Below are 13,672 nucleotides of genomic sequence, written 5' to 3' on the forward strand. Positions count from 1 at the left end.
ACACGCGCCAGACGAGGCACCAACACCTCACCCCCACGCACCGCGACCTCGGCCTCTGCCTCACCCACCGCCAGGGCGGCCCCCAGCAACTCAGCCGACAACACCACACCCGGCTCGACATCCAGCAGACCGAACCGCCCCGGATGCTCCAGCGAGGCAGAACGCACCAGGCCCCTGACAGGGGCGTCCGTCAGTGCGCCCGTGCCGTCGGAGGCGCCGACGACGAAGATCAGCCGGGACGCGGCGAACCTCTCGTCCGCCAGCCACGACCGCACCAGCTCCAGCGCCCGAGCGGCCGCCCGGTGCGTCGACTCGACCACGTCCGGCAGGGAGTCCGTAATGGCGACCAGCACCGTGCCGGGCACTTCGTCCGCCGCCAGTGCTTCGAGGTCATCGGCAGTGACCCGGTCGTCGGCGCCGATCACGCCGAGGATCTCGTCACCGAGCAGTGCGACCGTTTCCGGGGAGAGGGTGCCGGTCGCGGCACGGGCGGGCACCCAGTCCACGTGGTAGAGGGGCTTCGCGTTGTTCCCGGACCCGCCTCCGGCGGCCGAGGCGGACCGTACGACGAGGGACTCCACCGAGGCCACGGGCGCACCGGCCGGGTCGACCAGTTCGACGGCCAGGGAGTCGTCACCGGTCCTGGTCAGCCGGACGCGCAGGGCCGTGGCGCCGGACGCGTGCAGGCGCACACCCTCCCAGGAGAAGGGCACACCGCCGAGCGGGGTGTCGTCACCGTCTTCGCCGGCGAAGGCGAAGGAGGCGTGCAGGGCGGCGTCGAAGAGCGCGGGGTGGAGCCCGTAGGTGCCGCCGTCGACGTCGTCGAGCGCCACCTCGGCGAAGACCTCGTCGCCCCGGCGCCAGGCGGAACGCAGGCCCTGGAAGACCGGTCCGTAGCGGAGGCCGGCTTCGGCCAGTACGTCGTAGCAGTCGGTGACGTCGACCGGTCGGGCGCCCTCCGGGGGCCACACGGACACGTCGAAGCCGGAGTGCGCCACGGTCGTCGCGTCGGTCAGTGTGCCCGAGGCGTGCAGGGTCCAGGAGCCGCGTTCGTCGTCCGCGTCGTGGCGCGAGTGAACGGCGACGCTGCGGCGTCCCGCCTCGTCCGGCTCGCCCACGGTGACCTGGATGCGGGTACCGCCGTGGTCGGGCAGCGCCAGCGGCGCGGAGAGGGTCAGTTCCTCGACCGTGTCGCAGCCGACCTCGTCGGCCGCGCGGATCGCCAGCTCCAACAGGGCCGTTCCCGGCACCAGTACCGAGCCTTGTACCACGTGGTCGGCCAGCCACGGCTGTGACTGGAGCGACAGCCTGCCGGTGAGGACCACTCCGTCGGCGCCCGCCAGTTCGACGGCCGCCCCCAGGAGCGGGTGTCCCGGAGTTCCGAGGCCCGCCAGGCGGATGTCACCGGTGCCGGTGACGGATCCGGCAGGCCAGAAGTACTCGTGCTGGAAGGCGTACGTCGGCAGGTCCACGGGACGGCCGTCGGTGCCGTCGAGCACGGCAGCCCAGTCGGCGTGACCGCCACGGACGTACAGCTCGGCCAACGCCCGCAGGGCGGTGGCGATTTCCTCACGGTCCTTGCGCAGCACAGGTACGAGGAGGGCGTCGTCGCCGGCGCTCTCACGCGCCATGCCGCTCAGCACACCGTCCGGGCCCAGCTCCACGAACCGCGTGACACCCTCACCGGCCAGCGCACGGACACCGTCCGCGAAACGCACGGCCTCACGGACATGGGTCACCCAGTAATCGGCGGACGTGAGCTGTTCGTCATCGGCAAGCGTGCCCGTCACGTTCGAGACCACGGGGATACGGGGCGCGCGGAACGACAGTCCTTCCACAACCGTGCGGAACTCGTCCAGCATCGGTTCCATCAGCGGGGAGTGGAAGGCGTGCGACACCCGAAGCCGGGACGTACGACGCCCCAGCCCGCGGAACACCTCCGCCACCGCCTCCACCGCGGCCTCCGCACCCGAAACCACCACCGAGGAGGGGCCGTTGACGGCCGCGACCGACACCTCGCCGGTCAGGTGCGGCAGCACCTCCGCCTCCGTCGCCTCGACCGCGACCATCGCACCACCGGCGGGCAGCGCCTGCATCAGCCGGCCGCGAGCGGCCACCAGCGCACACGCGTCGGCCAGCGAGAACACACCCGCCACATGCGCGGCCGCCACCTCACCGATCGAATGCCCGGCCACGAACTCCGGCCGCACACCCCACGACTCCACCAGCCGGAACAACGCCACCTCGACCGCGAACAACCCCGCCTGGGCATACGCGGTCTGATTCAGCGCCTCCTCGTCGTCACCCCAGACCACGTCACGCAGCGGCCGCTCCAGGTGCTCGTCCAGGCCCGCGCACACCGCGTCGAACGCCTCCGCGAACACCGGGAAACGACCGTACAGTTCACGTCCCATACCGAGCCGCTGCGACCCCTGCCCCGAGAACAGGAACGCAGTCGAACCGCCGTCCCGCGCGGTGCCTTCGACGACGGCGGGGTGGGGGGTGGCGCCGGCGAGGGCGGTGAGGGCCTGGGTGGTGGTGTCGGGGTCGGTGGCGAGGACCACCGCGCGGTGCGGGAGCGGGGCGCGGCTGGTCGCCAGGGAGAGGGCGATGTCGGCGTGCCGGAGGCCGGTGGCCGAGGCGTTGACGTGTGCGAGGAGACGGTCGGCCTGGGCGCGCAGTGCGGCCTCGGAGCGGGCGGACAACAGCCAGGGGGTCACGGCGGGGTCGGCGGCCGGGGTCTCCGTGTCCGTGCCGTCGGATGCCTCCGTCTCCTCGAGGAGGGGGGCCTGTTCCAGCAGGACGTGGGCGTTGGTGCCGCTGATGCCGAAGGCGGAGACGCCGGCGCGGCGGGGGTGTTCGGCGGTGGGCCAGTCGGTGGCCTCGGTGAGGAGTTCGACGGCGCCGGCGGTCCAGTCGACGTGGGTGGTGGGCGTGTCGACGTGCAGGATGGCGGGCAGTACGCCGTGGCGCATCGCCATGACCATCTTGATGACGCCCGCGACGCCGGCCGCCGCCTGGGCGTGGCCGATGTTCGACTTGACGGCGCCGAGCAGCAGTGGCCGGTCGGCGGGCCGGTTCTGGCCGTAGGTGGCGAGGAGGGCCTGGGCCTCGATGGGGTCGCCGAGGGTGGTGCCGGTGCCGTGGGTCTCGACGGCGTCGATCTGGTCGGGGGTGAGGCGGGCGTCGGCGAGGGCGGCCTCGATGACGCGGCGCTGGGAGGGGCCGTTGGGGGCGGTGAGGCGGCTGCTGGCACCGTCCTGGTTGACGGCGGTGCCGCGGATGACGGCGAGGACCTGGTGGCCGTTGCGGCGGGCGTCGGAGAGCCGTTCGACGAGGAGGACGCCGACGCCCTCGCCCCAGGCGGTGCCGTCGGCGGCTTCGGCGAAGGGCTTGCAGCGGCCGTCGGGGGCGAGGCCGCGCTGGCGGGAGAACTCGGTGAAGAGTTCGGTGGTCGGCATCATGGCGACTCCGCCGGCCAGGGCGAGGGAGCATTCGCCGGCGCGCAGGGCGCGGGTGGCGAGGTGGAGGGCGACGAGGGAGGAGGAGCAGGCGGTGTCGACGGTGACGGCCGGGCCCTCCAGGCCGAGGGTGTAGGAGATGCGGCCGGACAGGACGCTCATGGCGCCGCCGGTGAGGTTGTGGCCCTCGGTCTCCTCGGTGGTGCGGGCGAGGGAGCCGTAGTTGGTGTCGGCGCCGCCGACGAAGACGCCGGTGTCGGTGTTGCGGAGGGAGGCGGGGCTGATGCGGGCGCGTTCGACCGCTTCCCAGGCGGTCTCCAGCAGGAGCCGCTGCTGGGGGTCCATGGCGAGGGCTTCGCGGGGGGCGATGCCGAAGAGGTCGGCGTCGAAGTCGGCGGCGCCGTCGAGGAAGCCGCCCTCGCGGACGTAGCTCTTGCCGGGGGTGCCCGGGTCGGGGTCGTAGAGGGAGTCGAGGTCCCAGCCGCGGTCCTCGGGCAGCGGGCCGACGGCGTCGGTGCCGTCGGCGACGAGCCGCCACAGGTCCTCCGGGGAACGCACCCCGCCGGGGAAGCGGCAGGCCATGCCGATGACGGCGATCGGCTCGCTCTGGCCGGCCTCGACGGACTCCAGCCGCTGACGGGTGCGACGCAGGTCTGCGGTGACCTTCTTGAGGTAGTCGCGGAGCTTGTCTTCGGAGCTTGCCATGGGGGTGGGATCCTCTGGTTCTGGCTGGAGGGACGCGGTGCCGGGCCGGGGTGTCAGGCGAGGCCGAGTTCGTTGTCGATCAGGTCGAACATCTCGTCGTCCGTGGTGGTGTCGAGGTCGGTGTCGTCGCGTTCGCCGGTGGTCTCCGTGGCGGCGTCGAGCTTCCACTGGAGGGCCTGGAGCCGTTTGGCGAGGCGGGCCCGGTCCTGGTCGTCGAGTTCGGTGCCGTTCACGGCGGCCTCGAGGCCGGCCAGTTCGGCGAAGACGGGCTGGTCCGCGTCGTCGGATCCGGCGGGGCCGGTGCCGAGTTCGTCCCGCAGGTGGCGGACGAGGGCGGCCGGGTCCGGGTGGTCGAAGATGAGGGTGGTGGGCAGGGTCAGGCCCGTCTCCGCGTTGAGGCGGTTGCGGAGTTCGACCGCGGTCAGGGAGGACATGCCGAGGTCGAGGAAGCCGCGCCCGGAGTCCAGGGCGTCGGCGGAGGCGTGTCCGAGGACGGCGGCGACGTGGCCGAGGACGGTGCGGTGCAGCAGGGCCTGCTGCTGGGGGCCGCTGAGGGCGGCGAGCCTGCGGCGGAAGTCCTGCGGTCCGCCCGTGGTCGCGGTGTCGGCGGCGCGGCGGGCGGCGGGCCGGGCGAGGGCCCGCAGCAGCGGGGGCACCTGGTCGGCGCGCAGGGCGCGCGGGTCGAGCCGTACGGGCACCAGGTGGGCGGTGTCCAGGGCGGTGGCCGCGTCGAGCAGGCCGAGGCCCTGGTCGGCGGTGAGGGGGCGGATGCCGGCCCGGTCCAGCCGTGCGAGGTCGGTCTCGTCGAGGGCGCCGGTGAGGTCGCTGCGGTCGCCCCAGAAGCCCCAGGCGAGGGAGACGGCGGTGAGGCCGCGGGCGCGCCGGTGCTGGGCGAGGGCGTCGAGGAAGGCGTTGGCGGCGGCGTAGTTGGCCTGGCCGGGGCCGCCCGCGAGGCCCGCGTAGGAGGAGAACAGCACGAACGCGGAGAGTTTGGTGTCGCGGGTGAGTTCGTGCAGGTTCCAGGCGGCGTCGGCCTTGGGCCGCAGGACGTGGTCGAGGCGGTCGGGGGTGAGGGTGTCGAGGAGGCCGTCGTCGAGGACGCCGGCCGCGTGGACCACGGCGGTGAGCGGGTGTGCGGCGGGTACGGCGGCGAGGGTCTCGGCGAGCCGGTCGCGGTCGGCGGCGTCGCAGGCGACGACGGAGACTTCGGCGCCGAGGGCGGTGAGTTCGTCGCGCAGCTCGGCGGCGCCGGGGGCGTCGGGGCCGCGGCGGCCGGTGAGCAGCAGGTGGCGTACGCCGTGCCGGGTGACGAGGTGGCGGGCGACGAGGGCGCCGAGGACGCCGGTGCCGCCGGTGATCAGGACGGTGCCGGACGTCGTGTCGTCGCCCCACGGAGTGCTGTCCGCCGGTGTGGTGCCGTCGTGGTCGGCGCGGACCAGGCGGGGCACGGTGACGGTGCCGGCGCGTACGGCGAACTGGTGCTCGCCGGTGCGTCCGGCGGCGGCGACGGCGGCGAGGAGGGCGGTGGCCGACGGGTCGGCGTGGTCCGTGCCGTCGGCCGCGTTGTCGGTGGCCGGGTCGAGGTCGGCGAGGAGGAAGCGGCCGGGGTGTTCGGTCTGGGCGGAGCGCAGCAGGCCCCAGACGGTGGCGTCGGCGAGGGCCGGGACACCGTCGTCGGGTCCGGTGGCGAGGGCGCCCTCGGTCACCACGAGGAGCGGGGTGGCCGTGTGGCGCGGGTCGCTGAGCCAGGTGGTGGCCAGGCGCAGGGCCCGGTGGGCGGAGGTGTGGGCGGCGGCCGCGGTGTCCCCGGCCGTGCCGGTGGTGTCGTCGTGGGTGTGGGGGACGACGACCAGCGCCGGCGGTGCGGTGTCGCCGCTGTCGAGGGCGGCGGTGAGGTCGTCGAGGGTGGGGTGGACGTGGACGGTGGCGCCGGCGCGTTCGAGGGCGGCGGTGAGGCGTCCGGGGTTTCCGACGACGGCCCAGGGGCCGGTGAGGTCCGCGGGGCCGGTGTCGCCGGTCCACGGGGTCCACTCGACGCGGTGCAGGGCGTCGGGGGCGGTGGCGGCCGGGAGCCGGTCGGGGGTGGCCGGGCGGGTGGTGGCGGTGGCGGTGAGGACGGGGGCTCCGGTGCCGTCGTGGGCGTGGACCGTCCAGGTGTCGCCGTCGCCGGTCAGCCGCAGGCGCAGCCGGGTGGCGCCGGTGGCGTACGTGGTGACGTCCTGCCAGCGCTGCGGCAGGGCGGGCGCGGTGGCGTGCTCGGGGGTGGCGGCCAGGGCGAGGGCCGTCTGGAGCAGCGCCGGGTGGAGACGGAACCGGGCGGCGTCGGCGTGGGCGTCCTCGGGGAGTTCCACGTCGGCGAGGAGGTCGGTGCCGTGCCGCCACAGCGCGCGCGGGGTGCGGAAGGCGGCGCCGGTGTCCAGGCCGCTGCCGTCGAGGCGGTCGTGGGCCCGGTCGGGGTCGGTGGGGCGGGCGCCGGCGGGCGGCCAGGTGTCGGGGCCGGCCGGGGCGGGCGCCGGGTCGCCGGCGGTGAGGGTGCCGGTGGCGTTCAGGGTCCACGGCACGTCGGTGCCGTCCGGGTCGGGGACGCGGGAGTGGACGGTGAGGGTGCGCCGGCCCGGGCCGTCACCGGTGTCCTCGGGGGCGGAGACGGTGATCTGGAGGTCGACACGGCCCCGTTCGGGGACGGTGACCGGGGTGTGTTCGTCGAGGGTGGTGACGGTCGGGCAGCCGGTCTCGTCGCCGGCCCGTACCGCCCAGTCGAGCAGGGCGGTGGCGGGGACGACGGCGGTGCCGTGCACGCGGTGGGCGTCCAGCCAGGGCTGTGCGGTCAGCGACAGTGCGCCGCCGAGGACGGCGCCGCCGTCGGCGAGCCGTACGACGGTGTCGAGTCCGGTGGGGTCGGCCTGGGCGCCGGTGGCCTCCAGCCAGTACCGCTCGCGCTGGAAGGCGTAGGTGGGCAGGTCCACGGGGTGGCCGTGGGCGACGGCGGGCCGCCAGTCGACGGGGACGCCGGCGACGTGGGCGGCGGCCAGCGCGGTCAGCATGCGGTCGGTGCCGCCGTCGTCGCGGCGCAGGGAGCCGAGGGCGACCGCGTCGGCGCCGGCGGTGGTGGCGGTGTCCTCGATGCCGACGGTGAGCACCGGGTGCGGGCTGCACTCGACGAACACGTCGTGGCCCTGGTCGAGGAGGGCGCGCAGGGACTCCTCCAGGCGGACGGTGCCGCGCAGGTTGCGGTGCCAGTAGGGGGCGTCCAGGGCGGTGCCGGGCAGCCAGTCGGCGGTGACGGTGGAGAAGAACGGGATGTCGCCGTCGCGGGGTTCGATGCCGTCGAGGGCGGCGGGCAGGGTCTCGGCGAGCCGGTCGACGTGCGCGGAGTGGGAGGCGTAGTCGACGGGGATGCGGCGGGCGCGCACGCCCCGCTCCGCGCAGTCGGCGAGGAGGGTGTCGAGGCCGTCGGTGTCGCCGGAGACCACCACGGAGGAGGGGCCGTTGACGGCGGCGACCGACACGCCGGGCAGGTCGGCGACGAGCGCGGCGACCTCGTCGTACGGGGCGGTGACGGCCGCCATGCCGCCGTGGCCGGAGAGTTCGCGGGCGATGGCGAGGCTGCGCACGGCGACGATCCGCGCGGCGTCGTCGAGGGAGAGGGCGCCGCTGACGGCGGCGGCGGCGATCTCGCCCTGGGAGTGGCCGAGGACGGCGGCGGGCTTGAGGCCGTGGGCGCGCCACACCTCGGCGAGCGCGACCATCACCGCCCACAGGGCGGGCTGGGCGACGTCGACCCGGTCGAGGGAGGGCGCGCCGTCGGCGGCGCGCAGGACGTCGGTGAGGGACCAGTCGACGTACGGGGCGAGGGCGTCGGCGCAGGCGTCGATCCGGGCGGCGAACACCGGTGAGGTGTCGAGGAGTGCGGCGCCCATGCCGGTCCACTGGGAGCCCTGGCCGGGGAAGACGAGGACGGCCCTGCGGTCGCGGCCGACGCCCCGGCCGCCGCTGGTCACGGCGGGCGAGGGGGTGCCGTCGGCGAGGGCGGTGAGGCCGGCGCGGAAGTCGTCCGTGGTGGTGGCGACGACGACGGCGCGCTTCTCCAGGGTGGCCCGGCGGGTCACGAGGGACAGGGCGATGTCGGCCGGTGCGGTGTCGGGGTGCGCGTCGAGGTGGGCGAGGAGGGCGCGGGCCTGGCCGCGCAGGGCGGCGTCGCCGCGGGCGGACAGGACCCAGGGCAGCGGGCGGCCGGCGAGGGTCCGCGGCGCGTCGTCGGCGCCGCTGTCCGTCCCGTCGGCCGGCTCCGGTCCGGCCGGGGCCTGTTCGAGGATGACGTGGGCGTTGGTGCCGCTGATGCCGAAGGAGGACACGGCGGCGCGCAGGGGGCGGGGGGTGGCCGGTTCGGGCCACTCGGTGGCCTCGGCGAGGACGCTGACGGCGCCGGAGGACCAGTCGACGTGCGGGGTGGGCGCGTCGACGTGCAGGCTCTTGGGGAGCAGGCCGTGGCGCAGGGCGAGGACCATCTTCATGACGCCGGCGACGCCGGCGGCGGCCTGGGTGTGGCCGATGTTCGACTTGACGGAGCCGAGGAGCAGGGGGCGCTCGGGGTCGCGGTCCTGGCCGTAGGTGGCGAGGAGGGCCTGGGCCTCGATGGGGTCGCCGAGGCGGGTGCCGGTGCCGTGGGCCTCGACGGCGTCGACCTCGGTGGCGCTGACGCCCGCGTCGGCGAGGGCCTGGCGGATGACGCGCTGCTGGGCGGGCCCGTTGGGGGCGGTGAGGCCGTTGGAGGCGCCGTCCTGGTTGACGGCGGAGCCGCGGACGACGGCGAGGACCTGGTGGCCGTTGCGGCGGGCGTCGGAGAGCCGCTCGACGAGGATCAGGCCGACGCCCTCGGAGAAGCCGGTGCCGTCGGCGGCGGCGGCGAACGGCTTGCAGCGGCCGTCGGCGGCCAGTCCGCGCTGGCGGGAGAAGTCGACGATGATCTCCGGCGAGGACATCACGGTGACGCCGCCGGCCAGGGCCATGGTGCACTCGCCGCGGCGCAGCGCCTGGAGCGCCATGTGCAGGGCGACGAGGGAGGAGGAGCAGGCGGTGTCGACGGTGACGGCCGGGCCCTCCAGGCCGAGGGTGTAGGCGACGCGTCCGGAGACGATGCTGTTGGCGTTGCCGTTGTTGACGTAGCCGGCGATCTCGTCGGGGACGTGGGTGACGCGCTTGAGGTAGTCGCTGGAGGAGAGTCCGGCGAAGACACCGGTGCGGCTGCCGCGTACCGACCGGGGGTCGATGCCGGCGCGTTCGAACGTCTCCCAGGCGGTCTCCAGCAGGAGCCGCTGCTGCGGGTCCATGGCGAGGGCCTCGCGCGGGGAGATGCCGAAGAAGTCGGCGTCGAAGTCGGCGGCGTCGTGCAGGAAGCCGCCCTCGCGGGTGCGGGAGGTGACCTGGTCGCCGGGCAGGGCGTCGTAGAGGCCGTCGAGGTCCCAGCCGCGGTCGCCGGGGAACTCGGCGATGGCGTCGGTGCCGTCGGCGAGGAGCCGCCACAGGTCCTCCGGGGAGCGCACCCCGCCGGGGAGGCGGCAGGCCATGCCGACGATCGCGAACGGTTCGTCTCCCCCGGTGGCGGCCGGGAGGGGGGCCGGGGCGGCGGGCGCGGTGGCGGGGGCTCCGCCGGAGGGTTCGCCGCCGGAGAGTTCGCCGTCGAGGTGGGCGGCGAGTTCGTCGGGGGTCGGGTGGTCGAAGACGAGGGTGGCGGGCAGCCTGAGGCCGGTGGCGGCGTTGAGCCGGTTGCGCAGTTCGACGGCGGTCAGCGAGTCGAAGCCGAGGTCGCGGAAGGCGCGGCCGGCGTGCAGCCGGTCGGGGTCGGTGTGGCCGAGGACGGCGGCGGCGTGGGTGGCGACGAGGTCGCGCAGCAGGGTGAGCCGGTCGTCGGCGGGCAGGCCGGCCAGGCGCGGCCGCAGTCCGTCGGTGCCGCCCGCGGCGCCCGCCTGCGCGGTACGGCGGACGGGGCCCCGGTACAGGGCGCGCAGCAGGTGCGGGACCTCGCCGTCGCCGGTGCGCAGCCGGCCGGTGTCGAGACGGACGGGCACCAGGTGCGGGCGCTGTTCGGCGAGCGCGGCGTCGAACAGGGCCATGCCGTCGGCCGCGGACAGCGGCAGGACGCCGGAGCGGCGGACGCGGGCGAGGTCGGTGTCGTCGAGGTGGCCGGTCATGGCGCTGGCGTCGGCCCACAGGCCCCAGGACAGGGAGGTGGTGGGCAGGCCGTCGGCGCGGCGGCGGTGGGCGAGGGCGTCGAGGTAGGTGTTGGCGGCGGCGTAGTTGGCCTGTCCGGCGTTGCCGAAGACGCCGGCGCCGGCGGAGAAGAGCACCAGGTCCGCGAGGTCGAGGTCGCGGGTGAGGCGGTGCAGGTGGCGGGCGGCGTCGGCCTTGGGGGCGAGGACGGTGCGCAGCCGGTCGGGGGTGAGGTGTTCGAGGGCGCCGTCGTCGAGGGCGCCGGCCGCGTGCACCACGGCGGTGAGGGGGTGTGCGGCGGGTACGGCGGCGAGGGTCGCGGCGAGCTGTCCGGCGTCGGCGGCGTCGCAGGCGGCGACGGTCACCTCGGCGCCGAGGGCGGTGAGTTCGTCGCGCAGCTCGGCGGCGCCGGGGGCGTCGGGGCCGCGGCGGCCGGTGAGCAGCAGGTGGCGCATGCCGTGCCGGGTGACGAGGTGGCGGGCGAGGATGCCGCCGATGGTGCCGGTGCCGCCGGTGATGAGGACGGTGCCGTCGGGGTTCCAGACGCGCGGCACGGTGAGGACGATCTTGCCGTAGTGCTTGGCCTGCGCCATGTGGCGGAAGGCGTCGCGGGCGTGGTGGACGTCCCAGGTGACGGTGGGCAGCGGGCTGAGGGAGCCGTCGGCGAAGAGCCGGGTGAGGTCGGCGAACATCTCCCGGATGCGGTCCTCGCCGGCCTCGCGCAGTTCGTACGCCTGGTAGAGGGCGACGGCGGGGTGGTCGAGGGCGACCTGGCCGGGGTCGCGGACGTCGGTCTTGCCCATTTCGACGAGGCGTCCGCCGGGGGCGAGCAGGCGCAGTGAGGCGTCGACGAAGTCGCCGGCCAGCGAGTTCAGTACGACGTCCACGCCGCGTCCGCCGCTGGTCCGCCGGAACCGGTCCTCGAAGTCGAGGGTGCGGGAGGAGGCGAGGTGGTCGTCGGCCCAGCCCTCGGCGCGCAGCAGGCGCCGCTTGTGGTCGCCGGCGGTGCCGTAGACCTCGGCGCCCCAGTGGCGGGCGAGCTGGGCGGCGGCCATGCCGACGCCGCCGGCGGCGGAGTGGACGAGGACGGACTCGCCGGCGGTGAGGCCGGCGAGGTCGCGCAGGCCGTAGTAGGCGGTGAGGAAGGCGACGGGGACGGACGCGGCCTGGGTGAAGGTCCAGCCGTCGGGCACGGGAGCGACCATGCGGGCGTCGGCGACGGCGTGGGTGCCGAAGCCGCCGGTGACCAGGCCCATCACGCGGTCGCCGGGGACGAGGCCGGTGACGCCGGGGCCGGTGGCGGTGACGACGCCGGCGGCTTCGGCGCCGAGGAGGACGGCGGGGCCGGGGTACATGCCGAGGGTGTTGAGGACGTCACGGAAGTTGAGTCCGGCGGCGCGGACCTCGATGAGGACGTGTCCGGGTGCGGGCTCGCCGGTGATCTCGGGGCAGGGCACCAGTTCCAGCTGGTCGACGGAGCCCTTGACCGGGATGTCCAGGCGCCAGGCGGCGGCGTCGGGGGCGGTCAGGGTGTCGGCGGTGCGGGGGCGGGCCAGCCGGGGTGCGTGGGCGGTGCCCTGGCGCAGGGCGAGCTGCGGTTCGCCGGTGGTGAGCGCGGCGGGCAGGGCCCGCCAGGAGTCGTCGTGGACGTCGAGGTCGGCGAGGACGAGGCGGCCGGGGTGCTGGGACTGTGCGGAGCGCACCAGGCCCCAGACGGCGGCGCCGGGCAGGTCGTGCACGGGGTCGCCGGGTCCGGTGGCGACGGCGTGGCGGGTGACCACGACGAGCGGGATCCGCGCGGTGCGGTCGTCGGCGAGCCAGTCGTTGACGGTGGTCAGGACCTCCGCGAGGAGGGTGTCGGGGGCGGCCGGGGTGTCGTCGCCGGGTGCGGCCGGGGCGTTCCGTCCGGCGAACAGGAGGACGGTGGTGGGGGGTCGGCCGGTGGTGTCGTCGAGCGCGGTGAGGTCGGTGAGGACGGGCAGCGGGCCGCCGGTGCCGTCGGGGGCGGTGACGGGGGTGTCCAGGGTGCCGAGCACGGCCCAGCCGGTCGTGTCGGCGGGGGCGGCGGGCGTGAGGGGCGTCCAGTCGAGGTGGAACAGCCAGTCGCGGGCGGCCCGCGCGGACGGGTCGAGGGTCTCGGCGGCCACCTCGCGGACGGCCAGCGCGTCGATGACGGCGACGGGCGCGCCGCTCGGGTCGGTGAGGTGGACGGTGACGGTGTCCTCGCCGGCCGGGGAGATCCGTACGCGCAGCGCGGTGGCGCCGGTGGCGTACAGGGAGACTCCGGACCAGGCGAAGGGGACGACGGTGCGGTCGTCGCCGCCGGGGGCGAGTCCGGCGGCGTGCAGGGCGGCGTCGAGGAGGGCGGGGTGGATGCCGAACCGGGCGGCGTCGCCGCGCACCTGGTCGGGCAGGACGACTTCGGCGAAGACGTCGTCGCCGCGCCGCCAGGTGGCGCGGACGCCCTGGAAGACGGGGCCGTACTCGTAGCCGCGGCCGGCGAGCAGGTCGTAGAAGCCGTCGGCGGCCAGGGCGGTGGCGCCGGGCGGCGGCCAGGCGGTGAAGTCCTCGGGCCGTGCCACGGCGGGGGCGCCCGGTTCGGTGAGGGTGCCCTGGGCGCGCAGGGTCCACAGGTCCTCGGTGTCGCCGTCGGGTCCGGTGGCCCGGGTGTGGACGGTGACGGGGCGGCGGCCGGAGTCGTCGGCGTCGCCGATGCCGATCTGGACCTGGACCTCGCCGCGTTCCTGGAGGACGACGGGGGCCTGGAGGGTCAGTTCGTCGACGCTGCCGACGCCGAGGACGTCACCGGCTCGGATGACGGACTCGACGAGGGCGGTGCCGGGGACGATGACGGTGCCGGAGACGGCGTGGTCGGCGAGCCAGGGCTGGCTGCGCAGGGACCAGCGGGCGGTGGCGACGAGTCCGTCGCCGCCGGCGAGTTCGACCGAGGCGCCGAGCAGGGGGTGGTCGGGGGACTCCAGTCCGGCGGAGGTGACGTCGCCGGAGGTGTCGGCGAAGCGGGGCCAGTAGTGCTGGCGCTGGAAGGGGTAGGTGGGGAGGTCGACGCGGTGGGGGCGGGTGCCGTCGTAGAAGGCGTCCCAGTCGACGTCGGCGCCGTACGCCCACGCCTCACCCAGCGACAGCGTGAACCGTTCCCAGCCGCCCTCCTCCCGCCGCAGCGTCCCCACCACACCCGCGGGAACACCCGCGTCCTCGACCGTCTCGCGCACACCGGTCGCCACCACCGGATGCGCACTGACCTCCACCAGCACCCGGAACCCGTCCGCCAGCAGCGC

The 13,672-nt window shown here is 75.7% G+C and carries 1 protein-coding gene and 1 pseudogene; both read right to left on the minus strand.

Annotated features, from left to right (window positions below; translation table 11 throughout):
- A pseudogene (locus ACH5AO_RS36845) lies at positions 1-4,166 on the minus strand (type I polyketide synthase); the annotation flags it as partial.
- Between the two features lie 53 nt (positions 4,167-4,219).
- The coding region (locus tag ACH5AO_RS36850) for an SDR family NAD(P)-dependent oxidoreductase (protein WP_398932488.1) at positions 4,220-13,672 on the minus strand (9,453 nt) is incomplete at its 5' end.

This window comes from Streptomyces sp. NPDC018964 (assembly GCF_044390325.1).
Taxonomy (GTDB): domain Bacteria; phylum Actinomycetota; class Actinomycetes; order Streptomycetales; family Streptomycetaceae; genus Streptomyces.